Origin of the sequence: Sorangium sp. So ce834 (assembly GCF_051521425.1) — a bacterium.
In the GTDB taxonomy this organism is placed as follows: domain Bacteria; phylum Myxococcota_A; class Polyangia; order Polyangiales; family Polyangiaceae; genus Sorangium; species Sorangium cellulosum_D.
Window position 1 is genome coordinate 13,792,856 of the sequence record NZ_CP150351.1, and the last position, 15,539, is coordinate 13,808,394.

The window sequence follows — 15,539 nt, forward strand, 5'->3', positions numbered from 1 at the left end:
ATGAATCCCTTGGGTGACGATCTGGATAGGTATCTGCATCAAACTTCACCACAGATTCGATTCCTCGGAGGTATTTCTCATGAAGAAGATTGCTCGTTGGGCGCTCGCTTTCGCGGCGGTCATGTCGGTCTCTGGCAGCGCCATGGCCGTCCGCGAGGACTGCGGCTACAGTGTGACCATCAGTAACGGTATCAGGAAGATTCCCGCCGGTGTGGCTGGCTTCGCTTTGTCCGAGCAGGTCGGCGACCTGTTCAACGACGGGTGCATCTACGCGGGCAGATGGGGGGTCACGGCGGTGCCCGGGGCCGCCACGTTCGCCAACCTCTTCATTCACCAGACGACGACGATGGGGATGCCGGACTGCGTGGCGAACTCCTATTCGTACGCGGGCGGGGCCATCAGCCTCGTGCCCGGTCCGGTGGTGAGCTACGGCATCGATTCACGGTATCAGAAGGCGCGCCTGGCCACGTGCGTCGGGATGGAGGACGACTGGAACGGCGTGATAAAGCTCGTGTGCCAGTATCATACCCCGATGTCGTTGCCCTATCCCGTCACGTTCACTCCGAGCATTAGCCCTGGCCACCCCTGAGACCGGTCTCCATCGGGCTCTGAGACGGCGCCCGGCGTTCGACCGATCGGCGTGAGCCTCCCTGCAGAAAGCCCTCAGTAACGGCCCCGGGCAGGTCGGGGAGGCGCTCGACGGTCGCGTCGTGCGGAGCGAGAGGGGGCGCCGGCATCCGCCGGCGGCCCCTCTCTCTTTCTCCGCCTCCACCGAGCGTCCGGCGCAGAGCGCTAGCCAGGTCAACTTGTCTGGAGGAACAATGATGCAACCGAGTACGTCGCAACGGACCCCCTCGCGTCGCCCCTTGTGGATCGCCGTCGGACTTCTCCTCGCCGCCCTCGCCGGCGTCGCCGTCTTCCTCGCCCTGCGTCCGAGCGGCGAGCAGACCGCCGGCGGGAAGGCGCCGGCCGCCGGGGTGGAGAAGCGCGCCCGCTATCGCAACAGGGCGCTCCTCGGCGGCGCCGCGCCCGCAGAGCGGCCGCAGGCGCGGCCCACGATCAGCGGCCATGTCTACAGCACCGACGGGAGCGTCATCGCGGGCGTGACCGTCGTCGCGTCGACCTTCGAGGTGGCCGGTAACGTGCTCTCGACGGCGGGCTCGGTGAAGAGCGACGACGGCGGGCGGTTCGAGCTCGCGCTCCCGGACGGCACCTATCAGCTGAGCGCGAGCGTCGAGGGGTACGGGACCACGGCGACCACCGCGCACCCCGGCGAGGTGGTGAGCCTCGTCCTCCCGAAGAGCGGCGTCATCGAGGGGCGCGTGCTCGACGAGCGCGGCGAGCCCGTGCGGCGCTTCGCCATCGACGTCCTGTCGGCCGTCACGGCGGAGACCCCTGCGACCCCGCCCCTGTTCTCTCGCACGTTCGAGAGCCCGGACGGCTCGTTCCGCATCGAGCAGCTGCCCTCCTGGGAGTTCATGGTCAGGGCCACGGCGGCGGACTTCGCGCCGGCGTTCTCCCCGCTCACCCTGCTGCGCGCCGGGGACGTCGAGAAGATGGAGCTGACCCTCTCGAAGGGATGTACCCTGACCGGGCGCGCGGTGGACCCCTCCGGCGCCCCTCTGCCGGGCGTGTACGTCGACGCCGAGTCGCTGCTCGTCGCCGGCGAGATGAGCAACGTCGCCATGGAGGCCGCAGCCCAGGCGCAGACCGAGGACGACGGCTCGTTCAGCCTGCCGAACGTCCCGAAGGGCACGATCGTCGTCCGCGGCTACGACGGGAGCAACGCCGTGAGCTCGAAGGAGATCGAGGTCTCGAGCTGCGACGGCATCCCGCCGGTGAAGCTCGTGATGTCGCCCGGCGGCAGCCTCTCCGGCGTGGCGCGCGACGCCGACGGCAAGCCCATCGCCGGCGCCCGGGTCACGCTGATGCACCGGCCGATCGGCTTCGTCAACACGGTGAGCGACGCGGAGGGCCGCTTCCACTTCGAGCAGGTCCCGCCCGGCGGGATCCGCGTGATGCTGCGGCGCGGTGAGCAGGTGATGATCGCTGGCGTCGAGATCGAAGAGGGGAAGACCGTGGAGCGGGACATCGCCTTTGCGCCCCAGGGCGAAGGGGAGATCCGCGGCCGCGTCACCGTCGGCGGCAAGCCGCTCGCCGGGGTTCGCCTCATGCTGGTGACCTCGATCGGGGACGACGGCGCGCTCGTCATGTACCACCCTGTCACCGCGGAGGACGGCTCGTACCGCGCGTCCGGGCTCCCGCCCGGGCCCTATCTCGTCAACGTGGAGTCGACCAGCATCGGTGGCGGCGTGCCGGTGAAGCCGGGCCAGGTCGCGACGATGGATCTCCAGGTCGTCGACCCGCCGAGCATGAAGGACCAGGAGGCCGCGCTCCCGCCGCAGTGACCGCGGCACCTGCTGCGCTCCCCGGCTGTCCGGAGGCCGAGCCTCCCGGACGGCCGGTTCGCGTCTCTTCCGGCGACGCGCGCCGCCCGCGGGCAGCGCCGCGACATCGAGGCGGCGGCGCCGCCGCTCGGCTCCAGGTCACTCCGCCGGCGCGATCGTCAGCGTGAACGGCCCGACGTAGCGCGGGCCGTAGGTGTCGACGAAGATGTCGATCGGCGTGTCGGCGGTCACCGCCACCGTGATCGACTCGGGGAACCCGATCTCGACCGGATCATCCGCGCACGCGAGCTCGCTCTCCCGATCCGCGCAGTCGGTCCGCGCGTAGAGGACGATATCGGCGTCGCCCTCCGGCGTGGCGGTGATCGTCACATCGCCGCTCGCCGAAGGGGTGTACCGATACACGATCTCCCCGCCGGCGCCCCCGCACGACCCCGTGAAGCCCTGCGTGCCCTCGGACGTGTCCCCCACCGCCTCCAGCTCCGTGAGCGCCACGGCGTTCGCGCACAGGACCTCCGCGTTCACCACGCACGTGTTCTTGCACGCGTCGTCGTCCACGGTGTTGCCGTCGTCGCACTCCTCCGTGCCGACGATCTCTCCATCGCCGCAGATCTGCTCCACGAAGGTCACCTCGAGCTCGTACGTCGCGTCCGCCTCGCTCAGGGCCTCGATGTAGATGAAGTACGTTTCGCCGGCGTCGACGGGCAGCTCCACGAGGGGGTCGCCCGGCACGAACGCCTGGACGCAGCCGAGCAGCGTGGTCGCGTCGTCGCAGCTGCTCCGGACGTACCAGTCGAATACGCCCTCCGGATCGTCCGAGAACGCGGCGAACCCGACCACGCCCTTCGCCGGCGCGACGAACTGGAAGACCTTCTCCTTGAGGCCCGAGCCGGCGGCGTACGTTCCGAAGAGGTCCGAGCAGATCGCGCCGAACACGTCGGTGCCGTCCTCGGTCGTGCCGGTGAACGTCCCTCCCTCGGACACGTCGGTCGCCCCCGTGCACGCCGCGGCGATGCGATCGGCGCACGCTCCCTGCACGGAGCAGTCGAGCTCCTCGCAGTCCTGCAGGGCGTCACCGTCGTCGTCCTTGCCGTTGTCGCAGGTCTCGCCCTTGGCGACGCAGAACCCGGAGTCGTCGTCGCAGGAGCCCTGGCACTGCTCGTCGGCGTCGCAGCCGCCGACGCACATCTGCCAGCCAGCCCCGTCCATGTCGACGCAGGTCTGCCCCGCTCCCCCGCAATCGGCCGCAGCTGCGCAGGACTTGAGGCAGAGCGAGTAGGTGCCCTGGGGCAGACACTCGGATCCCTCCTCGCAAGGCAGCAGATCTTCGTCGCAGAGCGAAGAGCAGTAGCCGCCCGCCCAGCCGAACGACTCCTCGGTCAAGCAGAGCCCGCCGAGACACTCGTCGTTGGCCGTGCAGGCCTCGCCGTCCGCCTTCGCCTCCGGGGCGCCGCCGCCGCCGCCGTCGCCGCCCTGGCCGCCCTCGCCCTGGCCGCCGTCGCCGCCCTGGCCGCCGTCGCCGCCGTCGCCGCCGTCGCCGCCTTCGCCACCCGTGCCGGAGGTGGCCCCTTGCGGCCTCGGGTCGTCGTCGCCGCAGGCGGCAAGCGACAGGCACATCGCTGCAACCGCTGACAGGGGAAGAGCAAGTCGCATCTTGTTTCTCCTTAGTAGGGGGTACAGCGCTCGTAGCACGGAATACGCCAGTACGTGCCACATCAGGAGAAAAATACAGCAATAGCTGTAATTGCTACGTCCGCGGTGAAATACGTTGGTAAGACAATGGTCCTTACAATCGTGCAACGCTGAGAGCACGGCGTTTCAGAATCGAAACCTGGCGGGGATGTCCCCGACGCACTGCCGCAATTCTCGGCCGGTTCTAGGGATCCTCCGGATGGCATGGTCGGTGCTTCATGGGAGGCCAGCGCCGCCGGCGCGGCCTTCGCCCCCCTGAGGCCCCGGCGGCGCTGTATTTTTGTCTGTAGCCCTCCCGGCTGTCGCGTTCTGCCACGCCTGAGCGGATCGGCTCACTTCGCCCGGCAGGTCGGGACGGGGCGGGGGCGGACGTCGATGGAGGGCGCGGCCGGATCGGGCGCGGATCGCCGTCGCGTTGTATCGTCGGCCGCCCCATGGCGACGAAGACGAAGCACGCCTCTCCGGCGAAGAAGCTCCCGAAGCTTCCGGCGGAGAAGCTCTCCTCTCCCCCGGATCAGAAGTTCGCGTGCCGCGACTGCCCTGCTCGCTGCTGCCGGCTGCCCTGGAACATCCGCTTCGGCAGCGACGAGGCCAAGCGGTACCTCGAGGAGCCGTGGGTGCGGGAGCGAGCCGGGGAGGAGGGGGCGCTCGTCATCGCGCGCGGCGTCCTGCCCATGCGGGAGAAGGACCGCCGGCTCCAGTGCGTCTTCCTCGACGACGACCTGCTCTGCGGCATGCAGAAGCGGTTTGGCCACGAGTACATCCCCAGGTCGTGCCAGGCGTTCCCGTTCGGGTTCGTCCGCGACGAGAAGGACGTCGTCGTCGCGCAGCTGTCCCATCTCTGCCCGTCGATCCGCGACAACTACGGCGAGCCCGTGGACCGACAGCTCAAGGACAAGCTCCAGCAGCGGGGCGACACCGAGCGGATGTCGAAGGCGCTCGCCACGCTGGGCGGCGTCATCCTCGCCCAGCCGCAGTACCTGCGCGCGGTGGCGCGCTGGGACGCCGAGCTCGCGACCGACGCCTCGCCGGCGGCGATCCTGGCGCGGCTCTACGACTGGACGACCGCCTTCGAGCGCGCCCTCCCCCCGGGCGCCGAGCGCGCCGCGGACGTCTCGATCGACGCCGCCCTCGCGCTCGCCGGCGCCGAGGCGCCCGCGCCGCTCGAGCCCCGCAAGAAGCCCTCGTTCTACGCCCGGGTGCTGTTCGCCTATCTCCTCGGCAACCTCTGTTATCCGTCGCGGGTCCGGGAGGCCCACCGCGTCGGAAAGGCCTCGTGGACGGAGCTCCACGCGCTGCGCAGCTTCGGCAACAAGGCCGCCTGGATGCTCGGCCGCGGCACCGTCGATATGCTGTTCATCCCCAGGCCGTTCAAGCTCCAGCGGGTGAGGACGGTCGACCGCTTCCTCGCCGGCGACGAGGGGACCCTCGTCAAGGACTACCTGCGCCTCGTGCTCCAGCGCCGGCACATCTTCTCGGCGCCCCGGCACCTCCTGGCCGCGGTCCTCGACCTGTCGCTCGCCACCGTCATCATCTCTCGCTTCGCCCGCTGCCGCGCCGCGGCGGACGGCCGCGTCAAGGTCTCCGCGGAGGACGTGCGCGAGGGCATCAGCGTGGCTGAGCTCGTCCTCCTGAGCCACGCGGCCCTGTCGGAGCAGGGCAAGCTCATGAAGAACCTCCGCTGGCTCCTCCTCACGAAGCGCGAGAGCTTCCGGGCCCTGCTGGCGACCGAGGCGTAGCCCGGCGCGTCAGACGTCGGCGGGGCTCGCCTAACCGCCGGTCCTGACTATCCTTTTGCGCCCACCGGGCCGGCAGGCCCATGGAGGCACGCGCATGATCGTCATGAAGTTCGGCGGCAGCTCGGTCGAGAGCCGCGCGCAGATCGAGAAGGTCCTTCACATCGTCCGGGCGCGTCTGGACCGCCGCCCCGTCGTCGTGAGCTCCGCCCACAAGGGCATGACCGACGCGCTGATCAACGCCGCCAAGCTCGCCGCCACCGGGAAGTACGACCCCTCCGTCCCGGTGAGCAGGCAGCGCGCCGTCGCCGAGGCGCTCGGCTGCGCGCCCGAGCTCCTCGCCCCCTTCTACGAGGAGATCGCGGATCTCCTGCGCGGCATCAGCCTCGTCAAGGAGCTCAGCCCGAGGAGCCTCGACTACATCGCGAGCTTCGGCGAGCGCATGGCCGTGCGCTGCATCGCGGACTTCTTCGCGCGGAGCGGCGTCCCGGCCCGCGCTTACGACGTCTGGGACCTCGGCTTCATCACCGACTCGAGCTTCGGCCGCGCGCGCCCGCTTCCCGGCTTCGACGCCCGCGTGAAGGCCATGTTCGCCGAGCGCGTCCCCGAGGGCGTCGTCCCGATCGTCACCGGCTTCGTCGGCCGCAACGAGGCCGGCGAGATCACGACCGTCGGCCGCAACGGGAGCGACCTCACGGCCACGCTGCTCGCCGCGGGCCTCGGCGCCGAGGAGGCGCAGATCTGGAGCGACACCGACGGCGTGATGACCGCCGACCCGAGCGTCGTGAAGACGGCCCGGAACATCCCCACGATGCGCTTCGACGAGGCCGCCGAGCTCGCGTTCTTCGGCTCCCGCGTCCTGCACCCCTCCACGCTCCTGCCCGCCATGGAGAAGGGCATCCCGGTGCGGGTGCTCAACACGAACCGGCCGGATCACCCCGGCACGGTCATCGACTTCAACACCGACGCCGGGTCCCCGGCCGTGACCAGCATCGCGTACCGCGAGCGGCAGGTCGTGCTCAAGATCAGCTCGACCCGGATGTTCGGCGAGGTCGGCTTCCTCGCGCAGGTCCTCGCCGCGCTGGCCCGGCACGAGGTCGTGATCGACGTGATCACCACGTCCGAGGTGTCGGTCTCGATGACCACCGACGACCTCGGGAAGCTCAGCCGCGCGCTGCCCGAGCTCGAGGGGTTCGGCGCCTGCGAGGTGCTGCCCGACCGGACGACGCTCGTCGTCGTCGGCAAGGGCCTGCCCAAGCAGAAGGGCGTCGCCGCGCAGGTGCTCGAGGCGATGGCCGAGGCCGGCGTCAACGTGGAGATGCTGAGCTACGCGATGGGCAGCATCAACCTGTCGATGGTCATCGAGGACGCGAGCGTCGCGGCCGCGGTCGGGGTGCTGCACCGCTCCCTCTTCGAGAAGGCGCGGTGACGGCTCACCGCGGCCGGCCGCCGGCCGCGTGACAGGACGTTGACAGGCGTGACGCGACGCGCGCGCCGCAGTAGGCGTAGCCCTCGGCCGGACCCGGCGTCCGGCCCCGGGAGACCATGACAGCGGCACACAAGGGCGGCAGCGCGGCGCCCATCCCTCGCGAGAGCACGAGCGACATCCTGCGGCGGATCGAGGCCGCGCGCGCCGCCCTCGGCCCGGGCGCCGCCCTCGCGTTCGACGCGGACGGCACCCTCTGGGAGGGCGACGTCGGCATCGACCTGTTCGAGGCGTTCCTCGCCGGGCGCTGCGCGCGGCCCGAGGCCGAGGCGGCGCTGCGGCGCGAGGCCGAGGCGTTCGGCGTCGCGGCGGACGGCGGCGCGCACGAGATCGCGAGCGCGCTCTACGCGGCGTTCGCCGCCGAGCGCTACCCGGAGGACCGGGCCTTCGCGATGATGGCCTGGGCCTTCGCCGGGTGGCGCGAGGACGAGCTCGCCGCCCTGATCGACCGCGTGCTCGAGGAGAAGGGCCACGCCGGGCGTATCCGGCCGGCGCTCCTGCCGATCCTCGACTGGGCGCGGTCGCGGGGCGCCCCTGTGTACGTCGTCTCCGCCTCCCCGCGCGCCGTGATCGAGCGCGCGGTCCGGCGGCTCGGCGTCGCGCCCGAGCAGATCGCCGCCATGACCCCGGTCGTCCGCGAGGGCCGGCTCGCCGCGGAGCTCGCCGCGCCCGCGACCTACGGCGACGGCAAGACCCGCGCGCTCGAGCGCCTGTTCCCCGAGCTCGCGGTGCTTGCGGCGTTCGGCGACAGCGCGTACGACGCCGCCCTGCTGAGGACGGCCCGGGTGCCCGTCGCGGTCGCCCCGAGCCCGAAGCTGCTCGCGGTCGCGGGGTCGATCCCGGGGCTCGTCCTGCTCGACACCTGAGCTGCCGCCATGGCCACCCTCTCGCTCCGCGGCCTTACCCGACGCTTCCCGGGCGCCGAGCGCCCCGCCCTCGCCGGCCTGGACCTCGAGGTCGCGGACGGCGAGCTGCTCGTCCTCGTCGGCCCCTCCGGCTGCGGCAAATCCACGGCGCTCCGGCTGATCGCGGGCCTCGACAGCGCCGACGGCGGCACGGTCTCGATCGGCGGGCGCGACGTCGGCCGCGTCGCGCCCGAGGACCGCGACGTCGCCATGGTCTTCCAGGGCTACGCCCTGTATCCGCACATGACCGCGCGCGACATCATGGGCTTTCCGCTCCGGATGCGCGGGGTCGCGAAGGCGGAGCGGGCGCGCCGCGTGGAGGAGGCGGCGGCGCTGCTCGGCATCGGCCACCTGCTCGCTCGCCGCCCCGGCGAGCTCTCGGGCGGCGAGCGCCAGCGCGTGGCCATGGGCCGCGCGATCGTGCGCGCGCCCGCGGCGTTCCTCTTCGACGAGCCGCTCTCGAACCTCGACGCCGCGCTGCGCGCCGAGCTCCGGGTCGAGCTCGCGGCGCTGGTGCGCCGCCTCGGCACGACGTCGGTCTACGTGACGCACGACCAGATCGAGGCCATGACCATGGGCGACCGCATCGCCGTGCTGCGCGCCGGCGAGCTCCAGCAGGTCGGCCCGCCGCGCGCCATCTACGAGGCGCCGGCGAACACCTTCGTGGCCGGCTTCCTGGGCACGCCGGCGATCAACCTGGTCCCGCTCGAGCGCGCCGGCGATCGGTACGCGAGCGCGGCGCTCTCGCTGCCCGCCCCGCCGGGGGCGGCGCTCCCGGAGCGGGTCATCGCGGGCGTGCGGCCCGAGCACCTGCGCGTCGCGCCGGGGGCGCAGGGCGGCGCGGGGGCGTGGGGCGACGCCGGGGCCGCGGGCGACGGGGCGCGGGGCGAGGTGGAGGTCGAGGCGCGCGTCGTGGTCGCCGAGCCGCTCGGCGCCGAGACGTTCCTGTACCTCGAGGCCGGCGGCGCGCGGCTGCGCGCGCGGGCGCACGGCTTCGCGACGCCCGCGCCGGGGGAGGCGGTGCGCGCGCGGCTCGATCCGCGCGCCGTGCTCTGGTTCGACGCGGGCTCCGGCGCGCGGATCGCCCCGCCGCGGGGCGCGTCATGAGCGGAGGGGGCCGCGCGGGGCCCTGGGCGAGCGCGGCCTGCTCGCGGCGCGACGCGCTTCGGGCGCTCGCCGCGTCGATCGCCGCGGCCGCGGCCGGCGCGACCGGCTGCGCGCGGCGCGCGCCCGACGGGCGCATCGAGGCGTCGCTGTGGTTCGCCTACGGCGGCAAGAACCGCGAGGTGCTCCTGTCGCTCGTCGACCAGTTCCACCGCGAGCAGGGGCGCTACCGCATCGACGCGGTGTACCAGGGCGACTACTTCGAGGCGCTCGCCAAGCTGCGGACCGCGCTCGCGGCGCGCGCGGCGCCCGCGCTGACGCACGTGGTCGGCGAGGTGGTGCCCTACCTGGCCGAGGCGGGCGTGCTCGAGCCGCTCGACCGGTTCCTGGGCGCGCCCGGCGCCGGGGACGGCGGCCTCGACGTGGTCGAGGCGCTCGGCCAGGCGGGCACGTTCGTCGGCGGGGGCGAGCGCCCGCTCGTGTGCCTGCCGTTCAACCGCTCGACGCCGATCGCCTACTACAACCGCGACGTGTTCCGCGACCTCGGGCTGTCGCCGCCGTCGACCTGGGACGAGCTCCGCCAGACCGCGGCGCGGCTCGTCGTGCGCGACGGTGTCGACAAGCGCACGCGGCGCTGGGGGTTCGAGTGCCCGATCGACTGGTGGTTCTGGGCGGCGCTCGTGGGGCAGGCGGGCGGCGAGCTCCTCGGCCCGGACGGCGCGCCGGCGTTCGGCGGCGAGGCGGGCGTGCGCGCGCTCCGGTTCTGGCAGGCGCTGGTGCACGAGGACCGCACGATGAAGCCGCCGCCGGGGCGCGACTACAACGCGTGGCAGGTGACGAACACCGACTTCCTCTCGGGCCGGGTCGCGATGATCTGGACCTCGACCGCGTTCCTCCGGTACCTGGAGGACAACGCGGGCCAGGCGGGCGCGGGCAAGTTCGAGGTCGGCGCGGCCCCGCTGCCGCGCGACGTGCGCGCCTCGGTGCCCACCGGCGGGACGATGTTCGTGATGCCGCGGGGCGCGGCGCCGGTGGCGCAGGAGGCGGCGTTCGCGTTCCTGCGCTGGATGATGGAGCCGGCGCAGGCGAACGCGTGGGCGACGCGCACCGGCTACATGCCCGTCTCGCGGCGCGGCCTCGAGGCGCTCACGCGGGACGGCTACTACGCCGCGCACCCGAACGATCGCGTCGCCGTGGACCAGCTCGCGCACGCCGCGCCCTGGCCCTGGTCGCCGGACCTGTTCCGCGTCCAGCGCGAGGCGGTGCAGCCCCGGCTCGAAGAGGCGGTGCTCGCCCCGCGCGACGCCGCCGAGACCCTCTCCGAGGCCGTCCGCGCGGCGCGCGAGCGATGAAGCCCAAGCACCCCCTCTCGCCGTACCTGCTCCTCCTGCCGACGGCGGCCTTCCTGGCCGTGTTCTTCCTGGTCCCGCTCCTGCTCGCGGCGAAGAACAGCTTCTACGCGTGGGATCTGCTCACGCCGCCGCGGTACGTCGGGCTCCGGAACTACGAGGTCCTCGCCGGGAGCGGCGAGCTCGCCGGCACGCTCCTCCGCACGCTCGGCTACAGCGCCGTCGTGGTGGCGCTCTCCGGCTCCCTCGGGCTCGCGCTGGCGGTGGCGCTCGATCGGCCGGGGCCGGTCTACGCCTTCGTGCGCGGCGCGGTGTTCAGCGCCTATGTCGTGTCGTGGGTCGCGGTGGCGCTCCTCTGGATGTGGATCCTCGACGCCGAGGGCATCGTCTCGGCGGCGCTCCGCGGGCTCGGCCTGCCGGCGATGAGCTGGCTCGGCGATCCCCGGTCGGCGCTGCTCGCGCTGGCCGCGGTGAGCGTCTGGAAGATCACGGGGTATGCGATGGTCATCTTCCTGGCGGGCCTGCAGGACATCCCGCGCGCGCTGCACGAGGCGGCGGCGCTCGACGGCGCCGGCCCGTGGCGGCGGTTTCGCCACGTGACGTGGCCGCTGCTCCGCCCGAGCGCCGCGTTCGTGGCGACGACGAGCCTCATCCTCTCCTTCCAGGCGTTCGACGTGATCCGCGTGATGACGCAGGGCGGGCCGGTCAAGTCGACGACGCTCTTCGTCTACGCCATCTACGAGCACGTCTTCGTGAACCTGCGGGTCGGCCGGGCGAGCGCGATGATCGTGATCTTCTTCGGGGTCTTGCTCCTCTTGACGGTCCTGCAGCTCTGGGCGCTCCGCGCGGGCGCCCCGCGCGAGGGGAGGCGGCCGTCGTGACGGCGGGGCGCGGCGGCGGCGCGGGCGCGGGGCTCTTCAGCGCGCGCGCGCGCCGGCTCGTCTCGGACCTCGTGCTCCTCGCGGTGGCCGTCGTGTGGCTCGGGCCGTACGTGTGGATGACGATCACCTCGCTGAAGACGCTGCCCGAGATCACCCGCGCTCCGGCGTACCCGTTGCCGCAGGCGATCCAGCTCGGCGCGTACCGCGAGGTGCTCCAGGCGGTGCCGGTGATGCGGTATTTCGCCAACACCGTATTCATGGCGACGGCCATCGCGCTCTTGCAGATCGCCCTGGCGCTCCCGGCCGGCTATGCCCTCGCGAAGCTCAGGTTCGTCGGGCGGGGCGCCGCGTTCGTCCTCGTGCTCTCGTGCCTGCTCATCCCGGCGCAGGTGACGTTCGTGCCGGTGTTCACGATGCTCGGCGCGGCCGGCCTCGTGAACACGTTCGCGGCGCTGATCCTCCCCTTCGGGGTCAGCGCGCTCGGGACGTTCCTTGTGCGGCAGGCGCTGCTGTCGGTGCCTGACGAGATCATCGAGGCGGCCAGGATGGATGGGGCGGGCGAGCTCAGGATCATCTACCTGATCCTCGGCCCGCTGCTCCGGCCGACGCTCTCGGCGCTGTTCCTGTTCAGCTTCGTCTTTCACTACAACGATTACTTCTGGCCGCTCGTCATGACGACGGACGACCAGGTGCGCACGTTGCCGCTCGCGATCGCCCTTTTGCGGGAGCAGGGGACGGGGGTCCGCTGGCACCTCGTGATGGCCGGCAACGTGATCCTGAGCCTGCCCGTGCTCCTCGTGTTCGCGGCGGCGCAGCGGCAGCTCCTGCGCGCGGTGACGGCGCGGGTCTGAGCGGATCGGGCGCCTGGGCGGGACTAACACTCGAGGCAGCCGGGCTGCTGGAAGCGCGGTTTGGCCGGCCGGCGTGTGCATCGGCGTGGCAGTGGGCGCGGGGCGTGATCGCGCTTGCCACCCACGCTGGTGCGGCCGGCCTGCGCCGCGCCGGGCTGGCGATCGCCGCGAATCGCGGCGAGCCGCGGCGCCGGATGGAGGGGAGGGCGCTGCGCGGTTTGTTCTCGTCCGGGCGCCCTGGTTTCTGGCCCGGTCGTCGCACGGCTCGCGGCGGCAAGCGCAGCGCCGGCCCGGCGCCGCGGGAGGAGATCCACGATGACGACGACCGAACCGATGATGCGGAAGGAAGAGGGCAAGGTCACGCAGAAGATCGAGGAGCGGACCGGCAGAGTTCCGTCCGGTGCCTATCTCGGGCTGGCGATCGGCTCGATGCTGATCTCGGCCGGCTGCATGCTGGCCGGCAAGAGGCAGGCTGCGAACTTCATCGGCCAGTGGGTGCCTTCGCTGCTCGTGATCGGCCTGTACAACAAGCTGGTCAAGATCGAGCACGAGATGGGGTTCGGCGGAACCTACCGCTGACGGCGGCCTGCTGCGGACGGCGGCGAGCTCGCCCTCGAGCTCGTCGTCGGCGCCGTGCCCGAGCTCGGGCCAGGGGGAAGCCAGCGCCATCGGCCATCGTCGTCCCCGCCCCCGTTCTCTACGCCTGTTCTCGGCCCCGCAGGATCCGGTCCGCGATCACGAACCCGAACGGGACGACGGACAGAGCAACCACGCTGAGCACGGCCCGGCTGGACAGGGCGCGCTCGAGCGCCGCCCGGAAGGCCGCGGAGAGCATCGCCAGGAAGAGCACGCCGTGCACGCTCCCGGCGATGCGCACCGCGACGGGGTAGTCGAGCGCGTATTTGAGGGGCATCGCCACGAGCAGCAATATCAGGAGAGATGCTCCCTCGACGATGCTCGCGATCCGGAGGGTCCGGCGCTCGTTCATGGCCGCACCTGCGCCCATGTCGGCTTGACCACCATCAACGCCACGACGCAGATCACGGGCAGCGCGGACCATAGAAACGCGGAGAGGTCCCTTCGTTCTCGACTGACGCAGTAGACCAGCACGGCATTGGCGACGAGCGACAGGAGCAGCGCGCCCGCGATCCAGAGCTCGAACAGCGGCCAGCCGTTCAGGACCAGGAGCGCGTATCCAGACAGCCACGTCGCCAGCAGGCTGGGCGACGCGACGCGGTGCACGGCGCGCCTCCTCGCGGCTGGATCTTCGCACAGGAAAGCGCCAACGGCGCCGCCGGCGTATCCCATGACGCTCAGGAACTTGAGCACGAGAATGCATCGATACGCGATCATCGGTGTGCCTCCCGCCGGAGGTCCCTGATCCAGTGTTCAAGCATGGTAAGCAGCTCGGGAGCCAGCGTCTCCGTGGCACATGGCGGCGTCCGGGACTGACGTCCGGGACTCCACGCGGACGCCAGTCTGGAGGACGGGCGCCCCCTGCGCGAGCGGCAAAAACGACAATGATCGACAGGATCTGGCCAGCGTCGCGTCCTGTGAACGCGGGATCGCCGCCGCATTGCGAGGTCGTGGGGCCACCGCGTCGGTGGGCGATGGACCCAGGCGGAGACGATGCAGCGGCGAGCCGGCAGGGATCGCTGTCGTTCCGGCCGCTGCGGTTGTCGGAGAAAGAGGGGCGCGCCATGATGGCGCCATGCATCGGGTGGTGATCGTCGCGCTGGACGGGGTGGTCGCCTTCGATCTCTCGACGCCGATCGAGGTGTTCGAACGCGTACGCCTCGCGAGCGGGCGCCCGGGGTATCAGGTGCAGGTCTGCGGCGTGAAGCGCGACATCGACGCCGGGCGATTTCGGATGCGGGTCCGGCAGGGGCTGTCGGCCCTGCGCAAGGCCGACACGGTCATCCTTCCGGGCATCGCGGACGTCGCTCGGCAGGTCCCGGAGCCTCTGATCCGCGCCGTCCGACGAGCCGCCGAGGAGGGAGCGCGCGTGGCCTCGATCTGCAGCGGCGCGTTCTTGCTCGCCGCGACGGGGCTGCTCGACGGCAAGCGGGCGACCACGCACTGGCTCGCCGCCGAGGAGCTCGCAAGGCGCTTTCCGCGGGTATCCGTGGACCCCAGCGTCCTCTATGTCGACGAAGGAAAGGTGCTGACGTCGGCCGGAGCGGCCGCCGCGCTCGATCTATGCCTGCATATCGTGCGGCGCGACTACGGGGCAGCCGTCGCCGCCACGGTGGCGCGTCTGTCCGTCATGCCGCTGGAGCGCGACGGCGGCCAAGCGCAGTTCATCGAGCGAGCGCCCCCTCCCACGGAGCATGTCTCGCTGAGCCGAGTGCTGGAGTGGCTGGAAGAGAACCTGCACGACGACCTCTCCCTCGGCGACATCGCGCGGCGAGCAGCGATGAGCGTCCGCTCCCTCAGCCGCCACTTCAAGGAGCAGACGGGCACAACCCCGCTCCAGTGGCTGCTCAAGGCGCGCGTCCGCCGGGCGCAGGCGCTGCTGGAGACGACGCCCCTCTCCATCGAGCGGGTCGCGTCCAGCGCCGGGTTCGGCTCGGTCGCGGCGTTCCGGCAGCACTTCCATCGGGTGGCCGGGACCAGCCCGCAAGCCTACCGCCGCGCGTTCCAGAGCCGGCCCCGGCGCGCCAGCTGATCTCAGGAGAACAGCCGCCCAGGAAGCGTGGGCTCCGCACCCGCCTCGCCGCACGACGCCTCGTAGGCAGGCATCCGGCTGGCCGCGGCTCACTCCGGTCCAGCGGCCGTCGTACATAACGATCGTTTTGTGCTCAAGATCCACCCGCGGGCACCGCTTCTCGCGGCGCCGCCCGCGCCGAGAGTCCGCGGCGAAGGCTGCCGCGGGGCACGCTTCTCCGCCCGGGGCGAAGGACGAACCTGCGCACAGCGTTGCTGGGAAGCCGGCATCCCGCGGCCCAGCGCGCGCCCCCCTTCGCACCCCGCCCGAGAACACCTCTTCCCGCTCCGGCTCCCACTCCGGCCTCGGCGCCGCGCGGCGTGCGCCGCGCCCGGCGATCACCGCCGTCCAAATCTCGACATCTCCCTGGAATCCTTCTTGCTGAGCTCGCGCGCGCGGTGAACGGAGGACCTCATGCGTCAG

At 72.0% G+C, this 15,539-nt stretch carries 14 protein-coding genes; 11 read left to right on the forward strand and 3 right to left on the reverse strand.

What is annotated here, in order from left to right:
- Positions 1 to 79 precede the first annotated feature (79 nt).
- Both WMF20_RS50520 and WMF20_RS50525 read left to right on the forward strand, forming a co-directional pair.
- Complete coding sequence (locus WMF20_RS50520) at positions 80 to 589, forward strand: hypothetical protein (RefSeq protein ID WP_129580960.1); 510 nt, start codon at positions 80 to 82, stop codon at positions 587 to 589.
- 277 nt (positions 590 to 866) lie between these two features.
- Complete coding sequence (locus WMF20_RS50525; protein ID WP_437609400.1) at positions 867 to 2,408, forward strand: MSCRAMM family protein; 1,542 nt, start codon at positions 867 to 869, stop codon at positions 2,406 to 2,408.
- Between the two features lie 138 nt (positions 2,409 to 2,546).
- On the opposite strand, the gene WMF20_RS50530 is transcribed toward WMF20_RS50525, so the two are convergent.
- Positions 2,547 to 4,022, reverse strand: a complete 1,476-nt coding sequence (locus tag WMF20_RS50530) for a DUF4215 domain-containing protein (protein WP_437609402.1) — start codon at positions 4,020 to 4,022, stop codon at positions 2,547 to 2,549.
- Between the two features lie 509 nt (positions 4,023 to 4,531).
- On the opposite strand from WMF20_RS50530, the gene WMF20_RS50535 reads away from it, so the two are divergent.
- From WMF20_RS50535 to WMF20_RS50570, 8 genes are all read left to right on the forward strand, one after another.
- On the forward strand, positions 4,532 to 5,836 hold the full coding sequence (locus tag WMF20_RS50535; RefSeq protein WP_437609404.1) for a YkgJ family cysteine cluster protein: 1,305 nt from the start codon (positions 4,532 to 4,534) through the stop codon (positions 5,834 to 5,836).
- Positions 5,837 to 5,930: 94 nt separating this feature from the next.
- On the forward strand, positions 5,931 to 7,262 hold the full coding sequence (locus tag WMF20_RS50540; RefSeq protein WP_437609406.1) for an aspartate kinase: 1,332 nt from the start codon (positions 5,931 to 5,933) through the stop codon (positions 7,260 to 7,262).
- A gap of 116 nt (positions 7,263 to 7,378) precedes the next feature.
- Complete coding sequence (locus WMF20_RS50545; protein WP_437609408.1) at positions 7,379 to 8,185, forward strand: HAD family hydrolase; 807 nt, start codon at positions 7,379 to 7,381, stop codon at positions 8,183 to 8,185.
- Between the two features lie 9 nt (positions 8,186 to 8,194).
- Complete coding sequence (locus WMF20_RS50550; protein WP_437609410.1) at positions 8,195 to 9,331, forward strand: ABC transporter ATP-binding protein; 1,137 nt, start codon at positions 8,195 to 8,197, stop codon at positions 9,329 to 9,331.
- Positions 9,328 to 10,680 (forward strand): ABC transporter substrate-binding protein, encoded by a 1,353-nt coding sequence (locus WMF20_RS50555; RefSeq protein ID WP_437609412.1) that lies wholly within the window; start codon positions 9,328 to 9,330, stop codon positions 10,678 to 10,680. Before WMF20_RS50550 ends, WMF20_RS50555 begins: the two co-directional genes overlap by 4 nt.
- Positions 10,677 to 11,558, forward strand: a complete 882-nt coding sequence (locus tag WMF20_RS50560; protein ID WP_437609414.1) for a carbohydrate ABC transporter permease — start codon at positions 10,677 to 10,679, stop codon at positions 11,556 to 11,558. The genes WMF20_RS50555 and WMF20_RS50560 overlap by 4 nt, the downstream gene beginning before the upstream one ends.
- Positions 11,555 to 12,409, forward strand: coding sequence for a carbohydrate ABC transporter permease (locus WMF20_RS50565; protein ID WP_437609417.1), 855 nt, complete (start codon positions 11,555 to 11,557; stop codon positions 12,407 to 12,409). The genes WMF20_RS50560 and WMF20_RS50565 overlap by 4 nt, the downstream gene beginning before the upstream one ends.
- Positions 12,410 to 12,724: 315 nt before the next feature.
- Entirely contained in the window at positions 12,725 to 12,988 is a 264-nt protein-coding gene (locus tag WMF20_RS50570) for a hypothetical protein (protein WP_437609419.1), read from the forward strand.
- Positions 12,989 to 13,106: 118 nt separating this feature from the next.
- Here WMF20_RS50570 and WMF20_RS50575 read toward each other — a convergent pair whose 3' ends face one another.
- Positions 13,107 to 13,397 (reverse strand): DUF3817 domain-containing protein, encoded by a 291-nt coding sequence (locus WMF20_RS50575; RefSeq protein WP_437609421.1) that lies wholly within the window; start codon positions 13,395 to 13,397, stop codon positions 13,107 to 13,109.
- A complete protein-coding gene (locus WMF20_RS50580; RefSeq protein WP_437609423.1) occupies positions 13,394 to 13,762 on the reverse strand; it encodes a hypothetical protein in 369 nt (122 codons plus the stop codon). The genes WMF20_RS50575 and WMF20_RS50580 overlap by 4 nt, the downstream gene beginning before the upstream one ends.
- A 358-nt stretch (positions 13,763 to 14,120) precedes the next feature.
- Between WMF20_RS50580 and WMF20_RS50585 the strand changes: the two genes are divergently transcribed.
- Positions 14,121 to 15,077: a GlxA family transcriptional regulator gene (locus WMF20_RS50585; protein ID WP_437609425.1), complete on the forward strand. Its 957-nt coding sequence runs from the start codon at positions 14,121 to 14,123 to the stop codon at positions 15,075 to 15,077.
- Positions 15,078 to 15,539: the final 462 nt, after the last annotated feature.

What these genes read in the sequence shown, in the direction of transcription:
- WMF20_RS50560 (WP_437609414.1), top strand. Translation starts at nt 10,677, where the DNA reads ATGAAGCCCAAGCACCCCCTCTCGCCGTACCTGCTCCTCCTGCCGACG.
- WMF20_RS50585 (WP_437609425.1), top strand. Translation starts at nt 14,121, where the DNA reads ATGCATCGGGTGGTGATCGTCGCGCTGGACGGGGTGGTCGCCTTCGAT.
- WMF20_RS50530 (WP_437609402.1), bottom strand. Translation starts at nt 4,022, where the DNA reads ATGTGCCTGTCGCTTGCCGCCTGCGGCGACGACGACCCGAGGCCGCAA.
- WMF20_RS50570 (WP_437609419.1), top strand. Translation starts at nt 12,725, where the DNA reads ATGACGACGACCGAACCGATGATGCGGAAGGAAGAGGGCAAGGTCACG.
- WMF20_RS50545 (WP_437609408.1), top strand. Translation starts at nt 7,379, where the DNA reads ATGACAGCGGCACACAAGGGCGGCAGCGCGGCGCCCATCCCTCGCGAG.
- WMF20_RS50540 (WP_437609406.1), top strand. Translation starts at nt 5,931, where the DNA reads ATGATCGTCATGAAGTTCGGCGGCAGCTCGGTCGAGAGCCGCGCGCAG.
- WMF20_RS50550 (WP_437609410.1), top strand. Translation starts at nt 8,195, where the DNA reads ATGGCCACCCTCTCGCTCCGCGGCCTTACCCGACGCTTCCCGGGCGCC.
- WMF20_RS50575 (WP_437609421.1), bottom strand. Translation starts at nt 13,397, where the DNA reads ATGAACGAGCGCCGGACCCTCCGGATCGCGAGCATCGTCGAGGGAGCA.
- WMF20_RS50520 (WP_129580960.1), top strand. Translation starts at nt 80, where the DNA reads ATGAAGAAGATTGCTCGTTGGGCGCTCGCTTTCGCGGCGGTCATGTCG.
- WMF20_RS50555 (WP_437609412.1), top strand. Translation starts at nt 9,328, where the DNA reads ATGAGCGGAGGGGGCCGCGCGGGGCCCTGGGCGAGCGCGGCCTGCTCG.
- WMF20_RS50535 (WP_437609404.1), top strand. Translation starts at nt 4,532, where the DNA reads ATGGCGACGAAGACGAAGCACGCCTCTCCGGCGAAGAAGCTCCCGAAG.
- WMF20_RS50580 (WP_437609423.1), bottom strand. Translation starts at nt 13,762, where the DNA reads ATGATCGCGTATCGATGCATTCTCGTGCTCAAGTTCCTGAGCGTCATG.